General features: G+C 70.9%; 20 protein-coding genes and 1 pseudogene. 6 read left to right on the top strand and 15 right to left on the bottom strand.

Translation table 11 applies throughout. From position 1 onward, the window contains the following. Positions 1-60: 60 nt before the first annotated feature. The 4 genes and pseudogenes from KBX71_RS28020 to KBX71_RS28035 form a co-directional block, all read right to left on the bottom strand. Positions 61-1,023 carry an N-acetylmuramoyl-L-alanine amidase gene (locus tag KBX71_RS28020; RefSeq protein WP_210820807.1) on the bottom strand — a complete coding sequence of 321 codons (963 nt, stop codon included), beginning with the start codon at positions 1,021-1,023 and terminating at the stop codon, positions 61-63. Further along, the gene (locus KBX71_RS28025; protein WP_184181929.1) at positions 1,023-1,175 is read right to left on the bottom strand and encodes a hypothetical protein; all 153 of its coding nucleotides are present in this window, start codon (positions 1,173-1,175) and stop codon (positions 1,023-1,025) included. Before KBX71_RS28025 ends, KBX71_RS28020 begins: the two co-directional genes overlap by 1 nt. A 176-nt stretch (positions 1,176-1,351) precedes the next feature. After that, a pseudogene (locus KBX71_RS28030) lies at positions 1,352-1,585 on the bottom strand (type II toxin-antitoxin system prevent-host-death family antitoxin); the annotation flags it as partial. Positions 1,586-1,687: 102 nt separating this feature from the next. Then, positions 1,688-2,197, bottom strand: coding sequence for a hypothetical protein (locus KBX71_RS28035; RefSeq protein ID WP_210820808.1), 510 nt, complete (start codon positions 2,195-2,197; stop codon positions 1,688-1,690). A 17-nt stretch (positions 2,198-2,214) separates the two neighbouring features. On the opposite strand from KBX71_RS28035, the gene KBX71_RS28040 reads away from it, so the two are divergent. Further along, the gene (locus tag KBX71_RS28040) at positions 2,215-2,421 is read left to right on the top strand and encodes a hypothetical protein (protein WP_210820880.1); all 207 of its coding nucleotides are present in this window, start codon (positions 2,215-2,217) and stop codon (positions 2,419-2,421) included. A 13-nt stretch (positions 2,422-2,434) separates the two neighbouring features. Here the strand turns inward: KBX71_RS28040 and KBX71_RS28045 are convergent, their stop codons facing one another. Further along, positions 2,435-3,223: an aldo/keto reductase gene (locus KBX71_RS28045; protein ID WP_210820809.1), complete on the bottom strand. Its 789-nt coding sequence runs from the start codon at positions 3,221-3,223 to the stop codon at positions 2,435-2,437. A 128-nt stretch (positions 3,224-3,351) separates the two neighbouring features. Here KBX71_RS28045 and KBX71_RS28050 point away from each other — a divergent pair, with 128 nt between their 5' ends. Continuing rightward, a complete protein-coding gene (locus KBX71_RS28050; protein WP_210820810.1) occupies positions 3,352-4,542 on the top strand; it encodes a threonine synthase in 1,191 nt (396 codons plus the stop codon). 51 nt (positions 4,543-4,593) lie between these two features. Here the strand turns inward: KBX71_RS28050 and KBX71_RS28055 are convergent, their stop codons facing one another. From KBX71_RS28055 to KBX71_RS28070, 4 genes are all read right to left on the bottom strand, one after another. Beyond that, complete coding sequence (locus KBX71_RS28055) at positions 4,594-5,961, bottom strand: pectate lyase (protein ID WP_210820811.1); 1,368 nt, start codon at positions 5,959-5,961, stop codon at positions 4,594-4,596. A gap of 258 nt (positions 5,962-6,219) precedes the next feature. Further along, complete coding sequence (locus KBX71_RS28060) at positions 6,220-8,019, bottom strand: glycoside hydrolase family 15 protein (protein ID WP_210820812.1); 1,800 nt, start codon at positions 8,017-8,019, stop codon at positions 6,220-6,222. Between the two features lie 42 nt (positions 8,020-8,061). Next, the gene (locus KBX71_RS28065; protein WP_091397116.1) at positions 8,062-8,454 is read right to left on the bottom strand and encodes a cupin domain-containing protein; all 393 of its coding nucleotides are present in this window, start codon (positions 8,452-8,454) and stop codon (positions 8,062-8,064) included. Between the two features lie 542 nt (positions 8,455-8,996). Further along, positions 8,997-9,875 carry a sulfotransferase domain-containing protein gene (locus KBX71_RS28070; RefSeq protein ID WP_210820813.1) on the bottom strand — a complete coding sequence of 293 codons (879 nt, stop codon included), beginning with the start codon at positions 9,873-9,875 and terminating at the stop codon, positions 8,997-8,999. A 91-nt stretch (positions 9,876-9,966) separates the two neighbouring features. On the opposite strand from KBX71_RS28070, the gene KBX71_RS28075 reads away from it, so the two are divergent. Next, positions 9,967-11,034 carry a beta family protein gene (locus KBX71_RS28075; protein WP_210820814.1) on the top strand — a complete coding sequence of 356 codons (1,068 nt, stop codon included), beginning with the start codon at positions 9,967-9,969 and terminating at the stop codon, positions 11,032-11,034. 9 nt (positions 11,035-11,043) lie between these two features. Here KBX71_RS28075 and KBX71_RS28080 read toward each other — a convergent pair whose 3' ends face one another. Further along, positions 11,044-11,325, bottom strand: a complete 282-nt coding sequence (locus KBX71_RS28080; RefSeq protein WP_210820815.1) for an adhesin — start codon at positions 11,323-11,325, stop codon at positions 11,044-11,046. A gap of 192 nt (positions 11,326-11,517) precedes the next feature. Then, positions 11,518-12,591, bottom strand: a complete 1,074-nt coding sequence (locus tag KBX71_RS28085; protein ID WP_210820816.1) for an NAD(P)-binding domain-containing protein — start codon at positions 12,589-12,591, stop codon at positions 11,518-11,520. 109 nt (positions 12,592-12,700) lie between these two features. Here KBX71_RS28085 and KBX71_RS28090 point away from each other — a divergent pair, with 109 nt between their 5' ends. Then, positions 12,701-13,417: an MIP/aquaporin family protein gene (locus KBX71_RS28090; protein ID WP_196928152.1), complete on the top strand. Its 717-nt coding sequence runs from the start codon at positions 12,701-12,703 to the stop codon at positions 13,415-13,417. 66 nt (positions 13,418-13,483) lie between these two features. Continuing rightward, on the top strand, positions 13,484-15,067 hold the full coding sequence (dacB, locus tag KBX71_RS28095) for a D-alanyl-D-alanine carboxypeptidase/D-alanyl-D-alanine-endopeptidase (protein WP_210820817.1): 1,584 nt from the start codon (positions 13,484-13,486) through the stop codon (positions 15,065-15,067). Between the two features lie 45 nt (positions 15,068-15,112). Here dacB and KBX71_RS28100 read toward each other — a convergent pair whose 3' ends face one another. The 3 genes from KBX71_RS28100 to KBX71_RS28110 form a co-directional block, all read right to left on the bottom strand. Then, positions 15,113-15,442: a hypothetical protein gene (locus KBX71_RS28100; RefSeq protein WP_124820651.1), complete on the bottom strand. Its 330-nt coding sequence runs from the start codon at positions 15,440-15,442 to the stop codon at positions 15,113-15,115. 117 nt (positions 15,443-15,559) lie between these two features. Then, the gene (locus tag KBX71_RS28105) at positions 15,560-16,417 is read right to left on the bottom strand and encodes a hypothetical protein (RefSeq protein ID WP_307847347.1); all 858 of its coding nucleotides are present in this window, start codon (positions 16,415-16,417) and stop codon (positions 15,560-15,562) included. 283 nt (positions 16,418-16,700) lie between these two features. Continuing rightward, positions 16,701-17,294 (bottom strand): pentapeptide repeat-containing protein, encoded by a 594-nt coding sequence (locus tag KBX71_RS28110; protein ID WP_210820819.1) that lies wholly within the window; start codon positions 17,292-17,294, stop codon positions 16,701-16,703. Positions 17,295-17,391: 97 nt separating this feature from the next. Between KBX71_RS28110 and KBX71_RS28115 the strand changes: the two genes are divergently transcribed. Next, positions 17,392-18,624 carry a serine hydrolase gene (locus KBX71_RS28115; protein ID WP_210820820.1) on the top strand — a complete coding sequence of 411 codons (1,233 nt, stop codon included), beginning with the start codon at positions 17,392-17,394 and terminating at the stop codon, positions 18,622-18,624. Positions 18,625-18,655: 31 nt separating this feature from the next. Here the strand turns inward: KBX71_RS28115 and KBX71_RS28120 are convergent, their stop codons facing one another. Continuing rightward, positions 18,656-19,120 (bottom strand): PPOX class F420-dependent oxidoreductase, encoded by a 465-nt coding sequence (locus KBX71_RS28120; RefSeq protein WP_210820821.1) that lies wholly within the window; start codon positions 19,118-19,120, stop codon positions 18,656-18,658. Between the last annotated feature and the right edge of the window lie 38 nt (positions 19,121-19,158).

The following is a 19,158-nucleotide window of genomic DNA, read 5'->3' on the forward strand; positions in this document are numbered from 1 at the left end:
GTGAAGTGCGGGGGGGGGCGCCCCCTGGGGGGCGCGCCCCCACCACTCAGAAGATCAGGGTCAGACGCGGGTGAGGCGTACGGCGTCGGCGATGACCAGGCCTGTGGTGTTGCTCCACCGGCTCACGCCGACCCGGTTGGCGTCGCCCGACGGCAGCGTGAACGTGCCGAGGACCCGCCACTGCCCGCCGGTGGCCCGCTGGTCGACCCGGACGGTCTGGTTCCCGGCGCTGGTGGCGACGATGTACGGCGCCGCGCTGTTGTAGCCCGAGTTCGCCGGCCACCAGGCCTCGACCCGGTAGCTGGCGGTGGCCGGGACGTTGAACCGGTACCACGCGACATCGCTGGCGGCGACCGGGTCCGCGTAGCGGTAGTCGGCGCCGTACCGCTGCCCGGAGTACGACGACACGCCCCAGTTGGCGCCGGCGGTGAACCGACCGCTCGTCGTGTTGTCCACGGTGGAGGACCACGCCGTGCCGCCGGCCATCTTCGCCGCCACGTCGGCGCGCATCACGTTCAGGTCGATGAACGACGGGTCGATCTTGCCGGTGGTGCTGGTTTCCCGGTGCCCCCGGGCATAGCTGCTGTCCCGGCCCAGGCGGGTGAGCACGGCGGCGGTGGCGGCCAGCGACGCGCTGTACTGCGCGCTTGTCATCTCCTGGCTGACGCCGTTGTAGTCGATCTCCCACCCGATCATCAGTGTGTTGCCGTCCCCGGCCGGGATCGGCCCGCTGCCGCCGCTGACCCCGGCGTGGTTGCACCGGCCGGCGGAGATGACGTGGAAGACGCCGTTGTAGTCGACGAGAGCCTGGCACAGCGGGCCCGGCAGGTCGGACCGGCCGTTGATGCAGATGCCGAGCGCCGGGTGCGGGTTGCCGGCGCTGGAGGTCGAGGCGGTGTGGTGCCAGAGCACCCCGATCGGGTCGAAGGAGCCGGGTCGCATCCGGTTGAGCCAGTCCCCCTCGACCACGACCTGGACCCCGGCGGCGCGCAGCACGTCCACCAACCAGGGAATCGTCGCCATCAGGCGTCCTGAAGCAGATCGGCGAGGCACTCGGCCTTCGGCGCGGCGCTCGCCGGGGCGGGTCGGGCGACGACAGTCAGCGCGGCGGCCACCAGGGCGGGAATGCCGAGCACCCCGCGACGGCGCAGACGGATGGATGGGGAACGGGCCATGACGATCCTCCAGCGAGGGCGGGTACGAACGGATCGACGATCGTGATGACGGGCACGCTATACCGTCACAAGCGTCGATGTCGATACCCTTCAATCCCAAGTCACGAGCTGAAGGAAACTACCGGTTCAGGCATTCCTGCGCACCCAGACCAGCACGTCCCGGTCGATCTGAACCTTCACGCCGCCGCACCGTCGGCCCGATCGGCCAGCAGCGCCTCCACCTCACGAGGATCGACCCCGAGCGCCTCCAGCGCCGCCGACAGCGGCACGAACTGGCCCTCGGCACGGGAATGGGCGATCACCGCCGAGTCCCGGCCGTCCCGAAATGCCTCGATCTCTTCCCACTCGTCGATGCCGACGAGCACGGCGACAGGCTGTTCGTACTTGGTGATGATGACCGGCTCACCGGTGGAGCAGCTGCGCCGTTGTGCTTATCACTGCCGGCCCGCAGTCGCTCCTTGATCAGAACCGGGAAGGTGGTTTGATTCGCCTCGCTATAATGCTGTCCCGCGCTACCAATTTCGGACAAACCGAAACCCATCCTTGTCGTCACCTTCTTCGTAACCCATGGCCTGGATCGTCTTGTCCTCCGACGACCTCCGCAGGAAGTCAAGCAAGCCACTAGCACGACCTCCGGAGAGGTCATTTGCCGCAGCAAACTCCAAATTGGGATCGTGGCCAATCATCTCAGATGCTCGATATAGCAATGAAAGCGCAGCCACCGACTCCCGTGGATCGCCTGCAATTGCCTGAGTAATCGCCGCAGCTAGAATGCCGGCACGAAGCTCACGTGCATCCTGATGACGAACCGCGATGGAAGCGGCTCGCTCCGCGAACGCATTGAGAACCCGGTCAGCACCACGCGGCACAAGCCGATTGAACTGCTCAAATGCGGCGCCGTCTGCCGCACCGAGTAGCAGGTCTCGAATCTGGCCATCCCTGGCAGACGGCAGTTTATCGCGGCCGTAGTTCACGTTCTTGTTCAGCTCAAGAATTGAAAGTGACTGTGCGTCGAGGCTCATAACGATCAACTCCCTTTATGGACCAACGCCGATGCGCTGCCGGCGAACAGCTCGTGGCGGAGTTCACCGGCGCCCGGATCTCGCTGATGCTGCACCTGTCGGCGTACCTGGTCCAGGCGTGTGAGGACCTGCCGCACACCCTGTCGGGGGTCCTGCACGCACGGTTCCTGGCCTGGCCCCGCTCGGCGGCGCTGCGAAACGAGTGGCGCGCCTCGGACTGCTGAAGGAAACCGTCGTTCAGACCTCGCCGAGCGCGTCGATGTCGCGCATCTCCTCGGCCGTGAGGGAGAAGTGGAAGACGTCGAAGTTGGCGGTGATCCGCTCCGGGGTCACCGACTTCGGGATCACCACGATCTCGTGGTCGATGTGCCAACGCAGCACCACCTGTGCCGGGGAGACGCCGTGCGCGCTGGCGATCCTGGTCAGCACCGGGTCACTGAGGTCGCTGGTCTTGAACGGGCTGTACCCCTCCAGCACCACGCCCCGGTCCCGGTGCTCGGCGTGCCGCTGCCTGTCGTACAGCGACGGGCTCCACCGGATCTGGTTGACCGCCGGGTTCTCCTCGGTGGACTGGATCAGCTCGTCGATCTCCGCGGTGCTGTAGTTGCTCACCCCGACCGCGCGGGCGAGGTTCTCGTCGCGGGCGGCGAGCAACTCGCGCCAGAGCGGGATGCTGTCCCCCGGCGACGACGGCGGCCAGTGGATCAGCCAGAGGTCGACGTGCTCGACGCCGAGCGCCTCCAGGCTGGCCTCCAGCGTCGCGCGCTCCCGGCCCACCCGGTCCGGCGGGAGCTTGGTGGTGATGAAGAGGTCCTCCCGACGCAGCCCGCTCTCCCGCACCGCCCGGCCGACCTCCCGCTCGTTGCCGTACATCGTGGCGGTGTCGAGGTGTCGGTAGCCGGTGTCGAGCGCGGCCAGCACGGCGTCGTAGCCGGCCTGGCCGGTGGCCTGCCAGGTGCCGAAGCCGAGCAGGGGCATCCGCACGTCACCGGGGAGCAGGGCGGTGGGCTGGTCGGTGAGGTCCATGAGGTCCGTTCTACCCCGCCGCAGCCCCGACCGCCGAGCGAACCGGACACTCCGGCACCCAGCGGCTGGTCTTGGCCGGTACGCACTGGCAGACTCCGCATCGACGCGGTGTGACGGCGAGGAGCGACGTGTACCTGACCCACCTGGACTGCCCGCGCTGCGGCAAGGAGCACGCCGCCGACCGGTTACAGAACCTCTGCGAGTGCGGTTCGCCGCTGCTGGCCCGCTACGACCTGCCGGCCGTGGCGAAGGCGGTCACCCCGGAACGCTTTCCGCTGCGCCCGGCCGACCTGTGGCGCTACCGGGAGCTGCTGCCGGTCGCCGACCCTCGGCACGTCACGACGCTGGGCGAGGGCTGGACGCCGCTGTTGCGCGCCCCGGCGTACGGCGCCGAGATCGGCATCGCGGACCTGATGGTCAAGGACGAGGGGCTGATCCCGACCGGCTCCTTCAAGGCCCGGGGCGCGGCGGTCGGGGTGAGCCGGGCCCGCGAGCTGGGGGTCGAGCGGATCGCGATGCCCACCAACGGCAACGCCGGGTCGGCCTGGGCCACGTACGCCGCGCGGGCCGGGATGGGCGCGACAATCGTCATGCCGCTGGAGGCGCCGAGCATCTGCCGGCGCGAGTGCGTCGCCGCCGGCGCCGACCTGCGTCTGATCGACGGGCTGATCGGCGACGCCGGACGGAGGGTGGCCGAGCTGATCGCGGAGTCGAACGGGGCGATCTTCGACGCCGGCACGCTGCGCGAGCCCTACCGGCTGGAGGGCAAGAAGACGATGGGGTACGAGATCGTCGAGCAGCTCGGCTGGCAGACGCCGGACGTGATCATCTATCCGACCGGCGGCGGCGTCGGCCTGATCGGCATCCACAAGGCGCTGCACGAGCTGCGCGAGCTGGGCTGGATCGGTGACAAGCTGCCCCGGCTGGTGGCGGTGCAGTCCACCGGCTGCGCGCCGATCGTGCGGGCGTTCGCCGCAGGCGAGGATCGGGCGCAGCCGTGGGCGGACGCGCACACAGTGGCGTTCGGCATCACCGTGCCGGCCCCGCTGGGCGACGAGCTGATCCTGGCGGCGCTGCGGGAGTCCTCCGGCACGGCCGTCGCCGTCGACGACGCGGACATCCTGGCCGACCTGCGGGACTTCGCCGCCCGGGAGGGGTTGCTGCTCTGCCCGGAGGGGGCGGCCTGCCTCACGGCGGCACGGCAACTGCGCGCCGGCGGGTGGATCCGGGCCGGCGAGCGGGTGGTGGTGCTCAACACCGGCGCCGGGCTGAAGTATCCGGACACCGTCGACGTCTCCGGCGTACCCCTGATGGTGTGACGTGGCGGCACCCCGCGGACCGGGCGGTCCGCGGGGTGCCGCAGTGCCGGCCTACTGGTAGGTGATGTCCGAGGGCGAGTAGAGGCAGTTGACGCCGTCGGCGCCCTCGCCGATCTCGGTCGGCTCGCTGCCCTTCGGCACGCCCTTGTACTTCACGCAGATCGAGGTCTCCCGGTCCGGGTCGCCGACGATGGTGATCCGGCTGAACCGGGCGGTGTCGCCCCAGTTGGTGTTGATGCCGGCGATCGCGTCGGTGTTCTGGACGGTCACGTTGTCGATCACCACATGCCGCTGGTACGAGGTGGAGCAGTTACCGCAGGCGCGGTAGAGCTTGCCGGCGTTCTCCACCCGGAAGTTCTTGATGTGGACGGTGCCCGAGCCGTTGTGCTGGAAGACCTTGTCACTGGCGGAGCGGGCCCCGCCGCCGTCGACGGTGTACGTGGTGCCGCCGCGGAAGGTCGCCGCGTCCTCGCCGACGTCCTCCCACCAGACGTTGATCAGGGTGCAGTTGCCCTCGCAGTGCACACCGTCGCCGGCCGGGGCCCCGATGATGACGTTGCGCAGGGTGGCGCCGGCGGCCAGCTCGAACATCGGGTCCTGGCTCTCGCTCTGCCCGCCGTCACCGATGCCGTAGTAGCGCTTGAGCCCACCGTCGAACGTGCCGGAGACCGGGATCGTGGCGTCCACCTTCTGGCTGCCGGTGGGCGTCGGCCAACCAGCCGGCGGAGGTGTGGTGGTCGGCGGCGGCGTGGTGGGTGGCGGAGTGGTCGTCGGTGGCGGTGTGGTCGGGGTGCCGCCGCCGGACGAGTCGACCACCACGTCGTCGAAGCCGCCGCTGGCGTACGCGGTGACCAGGCCGATCCGGCCGGCGCCGGCCAGGCTGTTGCTGCCGGACGCGATCTGGGTGCCGTTGACGAAGCCGCGGATGGTGCTGCCGCTGGTCTCGATACGCAGGGTGTACCAGGTGCCGGCGCCGATACCGAGCGAGGCGGAACCGATCGCCGTGACGGAGCTGCCGTTGACCGCCTGGAGTTCGGCCCGGCCGGAGCCGAGCAGGGCCAACCGGTACATCTTGGTGCTGCTGGTGGAGCGGGCGGCCAGCCCGACCAGGGCGCTGGACGAGCCGAAGCTCGTCGGCCGGACCCGGGCCTGCACGGAGTAGTTGGTCCAACTGGTCTGGCCGGCGAACTGCCGGGCCAGCTCGCTGCCGGCGTTGGACTGGTTGAGCACGCCCGACCCGTCGACGGTCCAGGTGCCGCCGGACTTGGACCAGCCGGAGGTGTCGCCGTCGGTGAAGTCGTCGCTGAAGACGGTGGCCGCGAATGCCGAGGTCATGCCGGCGGCGAGGGCGGCCACGGTCACGCCGGCACCCACCGCCAGCAGGAGTGGTCGGCGGCCGGAGAGTCGTCTTTTCTGCACAGGTGTCCTCCTTGACGCATGTGGTGGTGATCCCTCGGCGGCCGTACCGAGGCGTGCCGGCACGGCGTGCTGCGCTGAACGGGATCGGTGTGCGCCCCCGCCGGACGCCCGGATCCGAAGCGGGGTGAAGCGGGACCAAAACCCTGGGGAAAGGGCTTTCCCGATACTTCGAGGCTAGGACTGCACAACCATCAACGTCAATGCCTGGCGTTTGCAGGTCTGTTGCAGGATTCCGGCCCTGACGGAAACGCCGACCGATCAGTAGCTGTCCGGCGCGGTGATCCGCCAGGCCGCGTTGATCAACCCGATGTGTGAGAGCGCCTGCGGCGTGTTGCCGAGTTGCATCCCGGTGGTCAGGTCGATCTGCTCGCTGAACAGCCCCAGGTCGTTGGAGTACCCGACGACCCGCTCGAAGAGCGCCTCGGCCCGCTGCTGCTCGCCCGTCATCACCAGGCACTCCACCAGCCAGAACGAGCACAGCAGGAAGCCGGCCGGGTCCGTCGTCCAGCGCCGCAGCAGACCGTCCTCGGTGCCCAACTCGCGCTCGACCATCGCGATGGTCGAGCGCATCCGCGGGTCGGTGGCCGGCAGGAAGTGCGTGACCGGCAGGGCCAGCACCGAGGCGTCCAGCTCCGCCGATCCGAACGCGCCGGTGAACGCCCCGATCCGGTCGTTCCACCCCTCGCGCAGCACCGTGTCGCGGATTTCGTCGCGCACCCGGGCCCAGCGGCCCGGGTCGGCCCGGTCGCCGAGCCGGTCGGCGAGCCCCACCGCCCGGTCCATGGTCAGCCAGCAGGACACCTTGGACGAGACGTAGTGGCGCTCCTCGTCGCGGGTCTCCCAGATGCCCCGGTCCGGCAGGTGCCACGTCGCGGCCACCTGCTCGGTCAGCCCGAGCACCATCTCCCGCAACTCGTCCTCGAACCTCACGCCGAGGTAGTCGCGCAACCGCCACACCGCCGACATCACCTCACCCGGCACGTCGAGCTGCCGCTGCCGCCAGGCGTCGTTGCCGACCCGCACGGGCCGGCTGTCGCGGTAGCCGCGCAGGTGGTTGCAGTGGTGCTCGGAAATGTCGCGCTCGCCCTCCACCCCGAAGAGCACCGGGACTGGCTCATCGCCGAACCGGCCGATCGAGCGGGTCGCCCAGGCGAACAGCCGGGACGTCTCGTCGGGGCAGGCCGCCACCCAGAGCGCCCGCATCGTCAACGAGAAGTCCCGCAGCCAGGAGTAGCGGTAGTCGTAGTTCCGGTCGCCACCGATCTGCTCCGGCAGCGAGGACGTCAGCGCGGCGACGACCGCGCCACTGCGGGCGTACGTGAGGCCGGTCAGGACCGTCGAGCTGTGCTTGACGAGTTCGGGGTAGCGGCCGGAGTACCCGTGCGTCTCCCGGAACGCCCGCCACGCCTCCGTGGTCTCGGCCAGAGTGGTCAACGGGTCCACCCGGGCCGGCGGATCGCCGTACGCCTCACCGAACGCGAGGTCCATCCCGATCACCTGACCGGCGGAGACCTCGAACTCGTGGGTCACCCGGTCCTTGCCCGCCCGCAGGTGCAGACCCCCGGCGCGCAACATCAGCACCACCGGGCCGGCGCCGGCCAGCACCCCGCCGTCCGCCTGCTCATGCAGGTACGGCGTGAGCAGGCCGTATTCCGGGCGGGGCGCGAAGTCCAGCGCCATCCGGACCCGGCCGGACAGCCCCTTGACCACCCGGATCAGCACGGCGGGTGAGTTCTTGCCCAACTCGTGAGCGCGGGCGCCGACCTCCGCGGCCAGCGCGTCGGTGACCGCCACGCTGCCGTGCGGCGTGTGGTGCACCGTCCGCAGCACCAACGTGTCCGGCAGGTACGCGCGCTCCACCCGGTAACCCGGGCCGCCGACCCCTACCGGCGCCAGCCGGAAGTGGCCGGCTCCCGGGTCGAGCAACCGCGCGAACACGGACGCCCCGTCGAACCGGTGCGGGCACCACCAGTCGATCGAGCCGTCCTTGCCGACCAGGGCACCCGAACGAGAGTCCGAGAGGAACCCGTAGTCGGAGATCTGCGGCTGCTGCTCCACCCGCCGGGGGTACCCGCATCGGCCCGGATCAGGCGGGCGCGATCACTCGGTCGGTGGCTCGTCCTCGCCCGCCGCCTCGGCCGCGTCGGCCTCTTCCTTGGTCTTGTGCACGGCCTTGTCGGCGTGCTCCGGTGGCCCGTAGACCGTGTACAGCACCAGCGGGTTGGGGCCGGTGTTGACGAAGTTGTGCTTGGTGCCGGCCGGCACCACGACCAGGTCGCCCGCGACGACCTTCCGCTTGGCGCCGGCAACCCGGGCCTCGCCGACGCCGCTGACGAAGGTCAGGATCTGGTCGATGTCCTCGTGCACCTCCTCGCCGATCTCCCCATCGGCGGGGATGGTCATGATGACCAGCTGGGTGTGCTCACCGGTCCACAGCACCCGCCGGAAATCCGGGCTCTTCTCGGCGACAGTCGCGATAGTGAAATGCTCCATGTCCACGCTCATACCCCGTTGGGCGGCGTGCCACGCCGGGACGATGTTGATCCCGCCAGATCGCTGACGTCGGGCTGTCGAGGCGCGGTTGACACCGCGATATCAAGGATGCCGAGTAGATCAACGCGCGACGCCCAGGACCACACTTTCCCGAGGTCCGCGGGTTTGGATCCGCGCGGATCGGGGATCGACAACCAGGACCGGCACGAACGGCCGGTCGAGCCAGGTCCCCGCCGGCGTACCGCCGAACGGCTGCGATGGTGGGAGACGGCCAGAGCGCGGCGACGTTGCGACCACGGTCCAGCGGCGCCGCGCGCTCATGTCCACCCCGCCCCGCTCCCGTCGATCATGGAGTTGTGGTGGGGGACGAATCACCATTACACTCCTAAATCAGGCACCACAACTCCATGATCGACGAGGGCTCACCACGATCTTGCACTTACTGTCCCGACATCACGGGTCATTCCGTGCATATCGGCGACAGTAACTGCAAGATCGGCGCGGATCGGCGCGGCGGCGGCGATGTTCTGGCTGGAGCGCCTTCAGCGGTGCAGCCAGGTGAGCAGGTCGGGCGGGGCCAGCGTCGCCGCCCTCGCCTCATACCGGGCCCGCGCGGCGTCGTCCAGCAGGTCGCGGCCCTGCCCCGAGCCTCCCCGGCGAAAGAACGCCTGCCGGTCCCGCAGCACGCCGAGCGTGTCCGGTGCGAGCCGGTCGGCGCGCTCCCGCATCCGACCGAAGGTGGCGGCCTCCACCAACTCCGGCGCCGGGCTCGGGAGTTTCCACCGGTCGGCGAGCCGGCGCATCTCACCGCCCAGATCAGCCAGCAGGTCGTCGTAGTGCACCAGCTCGACGTTCGGCTCGTGCCGGCGGGCCCACGCGTCGCTCAGGTGCATCAGCACCCCGGGCAGCGAATCCAGCTCGGCGCGGGGATCCACCTCCCGGTCGACCCAGCTCGGCAACCAATCCCGCACCGCGGGCCGCTCTCGGGGTGGCCCGGTCGGGGCGGGTTGGCCGGTCAGCTCGGCGATGCGTGCCCGGTCCAGGTTGGCGCTCTGGTGATAGAGGGAGACCGCCATGTCCAACGGGTGCCGGGCCACCACCACGTAGTGCACCCGGGGGTGGAGCGGCACGCCGTCCAGCGGTGTGTGCGTCTTGATGAACCGCCGGTGCGGCTGCGCGGCCAGCCGGTCGTACACCGTGCCCTGCGGCTCACCCAGCCAGTCCAGCCACGGCGACAGGACGGTCAGCGGCGCCGGCAGCTCCGGGGTGCCCAGCACCAGGAGCGCACAGATCATCTGCATCCAGGTGGTGCCGCTCTTGGAACGGGTGCTGATCACGATGTCGCCGTCGCGGAACGGAAAACCGGTCCACCGCGCGCTGTCCTCTTCGTCGGATTGGTAACGGTGAATCGGTGTGGGCATCGGTGGATGGTAGTCGCCGAACCGACAGTCGAGCAGCCGAATTCCGGCTTACATTCCTGGGGCATGTGCGCACGCCTGGCTAGATTGAAGTATGGTGCCCGCCCACGGGGGCCGGGCGGCGGCACCGGTCTACCGCCCCATCCTCGCCAACCGACGCGGCGAGCTTGAGGCCCTGATCCACCTCGATCCCGCGTACGCCGCACTGGTCGCCCCGATCCTGGAGGTCGGCGCGATCGATCGGTCCATGATGGGCGCCATTCGCCGACTGCCAGCCGGGCTGCTGCCCGCCATCGACGTCAGCGCGCTGCCCGACATCCCCGAGGCGGAGCTGACCCGCTGGGGCGTACCTGTGGTGCCGGTTATCGGGCTCACGGAGCGCGACCACCGGCTGGTCGCGCACGGGGCGGCGGCGCGGGCGTGCGGCCGGCGCGCGCTCATCCGGCTGCGGGCCGGCCAGGACCGGGCCGGGCCGGACGCGAGCACCACCGCCGTGGAACGGATCTGGCGGTTCACCGACCTCGCTCCCGAGGAGTGCGACCTGCTGGTGGACGCGGGGGATGTGTGCTGCCCAGCGGACGTGCGGACCGCCGAGCCGCGGGTACGCCACCTGCTGGACTGGGCGCGCCGACACGCCTGGCAGTCGGTGACGGTCGCGGCGGGCGGCATGCCACCGACGCTGTCCCGGTTGCCCACCGACGAGCCGGTCCAGCTGGACCGTTGGGACTGGCAGCTGTGGCGACGACTGGCCGACGCCGGGGTCGACTACGGCGACTACGGCGTCCACCCGGCAGCGCCGGGCACCGGCGACCCCGGAGACCGGTTGCCGACAGTGCGATACACCGACGACGGCAGTTGGTGGGTCTACCGCTGGGCGCGACGCGGCGGCCGGGGCGACGACCGGTTCGCCGACCTGTGTCGCACGCTGGTGTCGGCGTCACACTGGCCAACGACCGGGGCGGCCTTCTCCTGGGGTGACCATGAGCTGCTGCGCCGGGCTCGCCGGGGCGCCGGCGCCGGCTCGGCCGCCAACTGGGCGGCGTGGAGCACCTCGCACCACCTGGCCCACGTGCTCACCACGCTGTTGCATCCGGCCGGTGACGGCGCGCCGAGGTGGCACCCCGGGCAGGGTCCGCCGCAGCGGGGGCGACCGCTGCGGTGAGGGCGGGGTCTACGGCTTCTCGGTGAAGCCGAACTGGATGATGCCCTCGTCGTCGACCGTGGCGTCCACCGACGCGTCACCGAGCAGCTCGGCGGCGTCCTCGTCCAGGAAGATCCGGGCGCCCTGGTTGTCGACCACACGATCGCCCTGCGCCGGCTCGGGGACCAACTCGACGGTGAGCGAGCCGGCCTCGGTGTCGGCGGCGATACGCACCCCACCGTCCTGGGCGACGTCCTGTTGGTTGGCGAGGTCACGAATGACGAGCACGGCGTTATCGGTCATGGTGAGCATTGATGGAACTCCTCGTGGATTCTCGGCTCGCGGTCGGATACCGCACGGACCGGACAGTCGGCCCGCGTACGAGCACACGCGGGAGGCGACAGAGGGGCGAACGGTCGTCGCCGTCGCATCGGATCGGGGCAGCTGACGGCCCCGTCACTCCCACCGTGCCCGTTGGCCGACCATCCGTCAAATAGAGCCAGGTCACTGGAGAACGGCGGCCGGGGCAAGCCAGGCGCGAATCTCGTTGACCACCGCGCGCCCGGCCCGGTTGGCCCCGATCGTGCTGGCCGAGGGGCCGTACCCGACCAGGTGAACCCGCGCGTCGGCGACCACCCGGGTGCCGTCCATCGTGATACCGCCGCCCGGCGCGCGCAGGCCCAGCGGGGCGAGATGGTCGATGGCCGCCCGGAAGCCGGTGCACCAGAGGATCACGTCCGCCGGCACGAAACGCCCGTCCGACCAGGCCACCCCGTCGGGTGTGATCCGGTCGAACACGGGTAGCCGGTCGAGGACGCCGCGCTCGCGCAGTCGGCGTACCTCCGGGGTGACCGGCAGCCCGGTCACGCCCACCACGCTGCCGGGCGGTCGGCCGGCCCGGACCGCCTCGTCCACCCGCGCCACCGCGGCACGGCCCAGCTCCGGGCCGAACTCGTCGTCGTTGAACGCCGGTGGTCGGCGGGTCACCCAGGTGGTGGCCGCCGCGACTGTGGAAACCTCGCCGAGCAGTTGCACGGCCGAGGTGCCACCACCGACCACCACCACGCGAAGACCTGTGAACTCGGCCGGCCCTCGGTAGTCGGCGGTGTGCAGCTGCCGTCCGAGAAACGTCGACCGGCCCGGGTAGTGCGGCCAGAACGGGCGCGTCCAGGTGCCTGCGGCGTTGATCAGAGCCCGGGCGGTCCACGTGTCCCGGTCGGTGTGCACATCCAGACGTCCGTCGGGGCGGGAACGCACCGCCCGGACTCGCACCGGCCGCCGTACCGGCAGGTCGAAGGCCCTTTCGTACGCGGCGAAGTAGGCGCTGACCTGCTCGGATGCCGGGCGTTGCGGCTCGGCGGGCGGGAGCGGCAGCCCGGGCAGGTCGTGGAAGCCGTGCACCCGGTCGAAGACAAGCGTCGGCCAGCGGTGCTGCCAGGCGCCGCCAGGCCCGTTGTCGCCGTCGAGGATGACGAAGCCGCTGCCGGGCGCGAAGCCGGTGCGGTGCAGGTGATAGCCGGCGCTCAGGCCGGCCTGCCCGGCGCCGACCACGACGACGTCCGCGGAGTGGGTATCCACATGGGCTACAACGCCAGGAACGGCGCAGCCGTGCCCGTCCCCGACCGTCGCGCCGATCACAGACGGCAATTCCAGCTTCGACCACCTGACCTGCACTTACGCTGAGTCAATGAGCGACTTCCGTCGGTACGCGGCCGAATTCCTCGGCACCCTGCTGCTGGTGTTCTTCGGAGTGGGCAGCGCGGTCGCCGCGCGGGTCCAGGGCGGCGTGGTGGTGGTGGCGCTGGCCTTCGGGTTCGTGATGGTGGCCCTCGTCTACACGATCGGCCCGCTCTCCGGCAGCCACGTCAACCCGGCGGTGACGCTCGGTGTGCTGCTCTCCGGGAAGATCTCGGTCCTCGGGGCGGTGGCGTACTGGGTCGCGCAGTTCGTCGGCGCGACCGTCGCGGGCTTCATACTCTGGGCGCTCACCCGATGGGGTGACGTCGCGGACCAGACCGGGGCCCTGGGCACGAACGGCTACGGCGCGCACATCAACCGGGGCGGCGCCGCCGTGCTGGAAGTCGTGCTGACCTTCCTCTTCGTGCTGGTCGTGCTGGTGGTGACCAGTCGGAGCGAGAATCCGGGCACCGCCGGGTTGGCCATCGGGTTGGCCCTCGCCGCTACCCAACTGGTGGGCGTGACGCTGACCGGCGCGGCGGTCAACCCGGCCCGCGCGTTCGGCCCGGCGGTCTTCGAGGGCGGTGTGGCCCTGCGGCAGCTCTGGGTGTTCATCGTCTTCCCGTTGCTCGGCGGGGCGCTCGCCGCGCTTGTCGCACCGATGGTCATGGGGGCGCAGCGGCACTACTGGGGTGGTCACGAGAAGTCGGTCGGCGGGCCGAAATAGCCCAGACGGCAATATCTTTCGCCCGAGGGCCTTCTCGGGCGAATATCTCCATGGCAGCATCAGCGGATGCATCGCCGTCACTTTCCCCGGGCCCTCGCGCTGCTCGCGCTGGTCGCCACCGCGGCCACCGCCGGCGCGCCCGGCGCCACGGCCGAGTCGCCCACGCCCGCGACGACCCAGCTGCGCGCCACCATCGACACGATCCTCGCCGACGCCCTGCTGACCGGCGCGCAGGCGTCGGTGGTGGTGGTCGACACCAGCACCGGACAGACGCTCTACGACCGCAACGGTGACCGCCGGCTGGTTCCGGCGTCCAACACCAAGCTGCTGACCTCGACCGCAGCCCTTGAGCTACTCGGACCGGGCCACCGCTTCACCACCGACGTACGCGCCAGCGGCAAGCGCCGCGCGGGTCTGCTCTCCGGCAACCTCTACCTGCACGGCGGGGGCGACCCGACCATGCTCGCCGCCGACTACGACGCGCTCGCCGCGCGGGTCGCCGCCGACGGCGTGCGGGTGGTCACCGGGAACCTGGTCGCCGACGACACCCGCTACGACGGCACCCGACTCGGCCCCGACTGGACCTGGGACGACGAGCCCTACTACTACGCCGCCCAGGTCTCCGCGCTGACCGTCGCCCCGGACACCGACTACGACGCGGGCACCGTGATCGTGCACGCCGCGCCGGCCGACCGGGCCGGCGCCCCGCCGGTGGTCACCACCACCCCCGCCACCGGGTACGTCCGCGTCGACAACCGCGCCCAGACGGTCAGCGACGGCGAGACCTCCATCTCGATCGAGCGCGAGCACGGCGGCAACACAGTCGTGGTGACCGGTCAGATCGCCGTCGGTGACGAGCCCACCAGCGACTGGGTCACCGTCTGGGAACCCACCGGCTACGCGGCCGACGTGTTCCGGACGGCGCTGCACCGACACGGCGTCCGGGTGCTCGGCCGGACCGTGCTCGGTCAGCCCACCCCGGAGACGGCCCAGCCGGTGGCGCGACACGACTCGATGAGCCTGGGTGAGCTGATGACGCCATTCCTCAAGCTGTCCAACAACGGGCACGCCGAGGTGTTGACCAAGGAGATCGGTCGGGTCCTCTCCGGCTCGGGCACGTGGACGGCCGGAATCACAGCGATCAGCGAGTACGTCGCCGACACCGGCATGGACACCGGGAGACTGCGCCAACGCGACGGCTCAGGATTGTCCCGGCGCAACCTGGTCCCAGCGGCGGAGTTCGTCGACCTGCTGAGCGCCGTCCGCGCCGAACCGTGGTTCGCGACCTGGTACGCGGCGCTACCGATCGCCGGCCAGCCCGAGCGATTCGTCGGCGGCACCCTGCGCAGCCGGATGGCCGGCACGCCGGCGGCGGGCAACGTACACGCCAAGACCGGCAGCCTGACCGGTGTCTCCGGGCTCTCCGGTTACGTCACCAGCGCCGATGGTCGACTGCTGGCGTTCTCCATCCTGCTCAACAACTACCTGACGGCGTCGGTGAAGTCGCTGGAGGACCAGATCGCCGTGGCGCTTGCCGGTTTCCGCGAGGGTGGTGCGTCGGCGGCGCGGGTGGCACCGCCGGCGGCGCCGGAGACACCGCGCACCCCGGAGGGCGTCGAGTGCTCCTGGGTCAAGCCGATCACCTGCTGAGCGGCGGCCGGGAGGCGCGAACACGCCTCCCGGCCCGGCGAGCGCTCAGGCCGGACGGTCCGGTGGGGGGACCACCGCCGTCGGGTCGCCACGCTCGATGAGCGCGGCGATCTCAGCGGCCCGCAACCCGCGCAGCGCCAGCACCTGCGTGCCCCAGCGGTGCAGGCGGCACGGGTGCGGGCTGGCATCGTTGCGACAGACCACACCCCCGGACCACCGCCGGGGGGCGTGCACCACCACCGCCCGTACGGCGAACTGGGTGTCCTCGCCCGTCACGTACGGCGGCAGGGGAATGTCGCGAAGAACCTCCCCGGACGCTTCACCGGTGCCGGACGAAGCGGCACGACGGACGCGGTGGGCGGTGCTGCTACTCATCTCCGCTGCCTCCACACTGGATGGTCGGATGGGGACAGCAGAAAGTTACGACGCGTTCGACGGTCCGCGACGGACAAACTGTCCCGCGGTGGCGACGCGCAGCGATCGATCAGTCAGTCAGCGCACCGCCACGGCCTGGAGGCCGACGTTGCCGCAGTGCGTCGTGAAGACCTTCTCGACGGTCCAGTTCAGCAGCAACCGAGCGCCCTTCGGCACTGTGAAGCGGATGGTGAACTGGGCACTCTGACTGGTGTAGGGGTCTTCCAGTCGGGCGGTGCTGGCGGGCCCGCCGGTGGACAGCCGCGCTTCCAGTCGCCCCCGAGCCATCCAGATGCCGCCGTAGAGCTGAACCGTGCGCGGCTCGCCGGTGCCGGCGATGGCGAGGCTGAACCCGTTCCCGGCACCGCAGGTGTAGACACCGTTGGAGCTGCCGTTCGTTGACCGCTCCGGCGTGCCGTCGGACCAGCGCACGTACTCCTGGTTGCCGTCCCAACCGACCCGTCGGCCGGCGCCACCCCCGTCGATGATCTCGCCGGAGCCGGAGCGCTTGCGGATCGTCGACCTGCCGCCACGCTCCCCCCAGTGCACCCAGTCCTTGGTGCCCACCGCGGTGAGGTCGACGGCGGCGGGCATCTCCCCCCGGCTCACCGACAGCGCCGGCGAATCGGGCTTGGCCGGCGGCGGGGCTGGCGCGCTTGTCGACGGCGTCGGTTCCGGCGAGGGTGGGCGCTGGCGCGGACGCAGACCGGGAGTCGCCGGCCCCGCCTCACCGGTGCGCCCAACGGCGGCGGGCAGACCGGGGGTCCGGGCGACCCCGGCGGGCACGCCGCCCGGACCAGCCCGGTCGTCGTCCGGCTCCGGACCGGACCGGGTGCTGAGGTACGAGATCAACACCACCAGGCAGACGAGTACGGCGACTCCCTCCACCGCCCAGCGTCGCCGCTGTCGGGCCCGGCGCAGCACGCTGCGGATCACACCGGTGGTAATGGCAGGCGGACGGTGCCTCGGCGGCGAGTCGCCAGCCCTCGAACCAGCCCGCGTGCGGTCTTCGTCCGCCACCGACCCCTCCAACTCCGCCGCCCGGCCGTTCTGGACCGCCGCGGACCACACCATCCACTGTGGGCCGATTCACGTTTATCCGGGCGTGGACGACACGCTAGATCCGGACTGCCGGACGTGTCCAGCCCACAACGGGACGCTGTCGGACAACCTGGCCCGCCCGGACGGACACTTCGGCAGACCACCAGCGCCTTTCGCGTCAACCGATCCGGAAGCCCAGCAGCTGCGCGATGACCACGGCCTGCTCGACGTCGATGACGGCGCCGGCCCGCTCGACGACCGTCGGGTCCAGCGCGGTGAGATCGCTGCCCCGCAGGTCTGCGCCGCCCAGCCGGACGTTGGTCAGCTGCGCGCCGGAAAGATCGACACCAGTGACGGTAGCACCGGTGAGGTTGGCCCTCGTGAGGTCCACCTCGCGCATCCGCACGCCGGTCAGCCGGACGCCGCGCAGGTCGGCGCCGGGCAGCGCGGCGAAGGACCAGTCGCCGCCGTCCACCGCCAACGGACGCATGTCGCACTCGCTGAAGGTGCTGCCGACCAGCTTGCAGCCGGTGAACTCGGCCTCGAAGAAGTTGCACCGCCGAAAGACGCACCGGGTGAAGGCGGAGTCGACGTGTCGGGAGGCGTTGAACGCCACGTTGCCGAACGTGCACCCGGTGAAGACCGCACCTCTGGTCACCGCCTCGGTCAGGTCCACCCCGAAGAACTCGCAACCCACGAAGTGCCGGTCGGTCAACTCCTCGCCGTACCAGTCCTCGTTGCGGAAGGTCACGTCCTCGGTCAACTCCGGCATCCGGCCAGGCTAGTGGGCGGCGCCGACAGCCGGCGGCCGGCGTGGCCGGTGCCGGCCCCCTTCCGCTGTCGAGGTACCGGCGAGTAGGTTCGGCGGCGTGAGTGTGGCTCGGAGCAAGGACCCCGATCAGATCGGTTTCGACAGGGCGCGACTGGCACGGATCGACGAGCACTTCGGTCGGTACGTCGATGACGGCCGGCTCGCCGGCTGGCAGCTGGTGGTCACCCGTGGCGGCGAGGTGGCGCACTCCTCGACGTACGGGCTGCGCGACCGGGAGTCGGGCGCACCGGTCGAGCCCGACACGCTCTGGCGGATCTACTCGATGACCAAGCCGGTCACCTCGGTCGCGGCGATGATGCTGTGGGAGGAAGGCCGGTTCGAGCTGACCGACGAGATCAGCCGCTGGCTGCCCGAGTTCGCCGACCTGCGCGTCTACTCCAAGGGGTCGGTGCTCAAGCCGTACACCGTGCCGGCGGTCGAGCCGATCCGGGTCTGGCACCTGCTCACCCACACGGCCGGCCTGACGTACGGCTTCATGCAGACCTCGGTGGTCGACGGGCTCTACCGGGCCGCCGGCTACGACCTGTACCCGCCGGCGGACGTCGACCTCGCCAGCGCCTGCGCGGCCTACGGCGAGCTGCCGCTGCTGTTCCAGCCCGGCTCGGCGTGGGGCTACTCCGTCGCCACCGACGTGCTCGGCCGGCTCGTCGAGGTGATCTCGGGGCAGAGCCTCGACGCGTTCTTCGCCGACCGGATCTTCGGCCCGCTGGGCATGACCGACACCCGCTGGTGGGCGGAGGGAGACGAGGCCGACCGGCTGGCCGCACTCTACGTACCGGAACCGCGCAGCGGCCGGGCCGTCCGCTACGACAGCCTCGGGTCGCTCGCGTTCAGCAAGCCGACGCTGCTCTCCGGCGGCGGTGGCCTGATCTCCAGCGCGGCCGACTACCACCGCTTCACGCAGGTGCTGCTGCGCGGCGGCGAGCTGGACGGCGTCCGGCTGCTCGGGCCGCGCACGGTGCGGTTCATGACCCGCAACCACCTGCCCGGTGGTCAGGACCTGGGCAGCCTGTCCACCGGCGGCTTCGCCGAGAGCACCCTGGACGGGATCGGCTTCGGCCTCGGCTTCGCGGTGGTCGACGACCCGATCCCCAGCCGGGTGCCGAGCAGCGTCGGCGAGTACTACTGGGGTGGGGTGGCCAGCACCGCGTTCTGGGTCGACCCGGCCGAGGAGATCACCGCGCTGCTGTTCACGCAGCTGATGCCGTCGAGCACCTACCCGCTCCGCTCCCAACTGCGCCAGCTCGTCTACGCCGCCCTGGTCGACTGAGTTCGGCCCGGCGTCGGTCGGTCGAAGCGGGTCAGTCGGCGAGGCGGGCGGGGAAGCCACCGGTGGCGATCGGACCCCAGGCATCGATGGTGACCCGGATCAGTGACTTGCCCTGGCGCACCATGGCCGCCCGGTAGTCGTCCCAGTCCGGGTGCTCGCCGGAGATGCTGCGGAAGTAGTCGACAAGCGGCTCCAGGGCGGCGGGCAGGTCGAGCACCTCGGCGGTGCCGTCGATCTGCACCCAGGGGCCGTTCCAGTCGTCGCTGAGCACGCAGGCCGAGACCCGGGGGTCGCGACGCAGGTTGGTCACCTTGGCCCGCTCGGGGTAGGTGGAGACGACCAGCCGCCCCTGCCCGTCGACCCCGGCGGAGACCGGAGAGGACTGCGGGCGTCCGTCGGCCCGGGTGGTGATCAGCAGGACGTGGTGTCGCGGACGGAGGAAGTCGAGCAGGCCGTCCCGGTCGATCCGAGTGTTCCTTGCGATGCTGCGTACCATTCCCCGTTCCTACCAGGGCGCGGGCGCAGCCGCAGCGG

Source organism: Micromonospora sp. D93, assembly GCF_018070365.1.
In the GTDB taxonomy this organism is placed as follows: Bacteria; Actinomycetota; Actinomycetes; order Mycobacteriales; family Micromonosporaceae; genus Micromonospora; species Micromonospora ureilytica.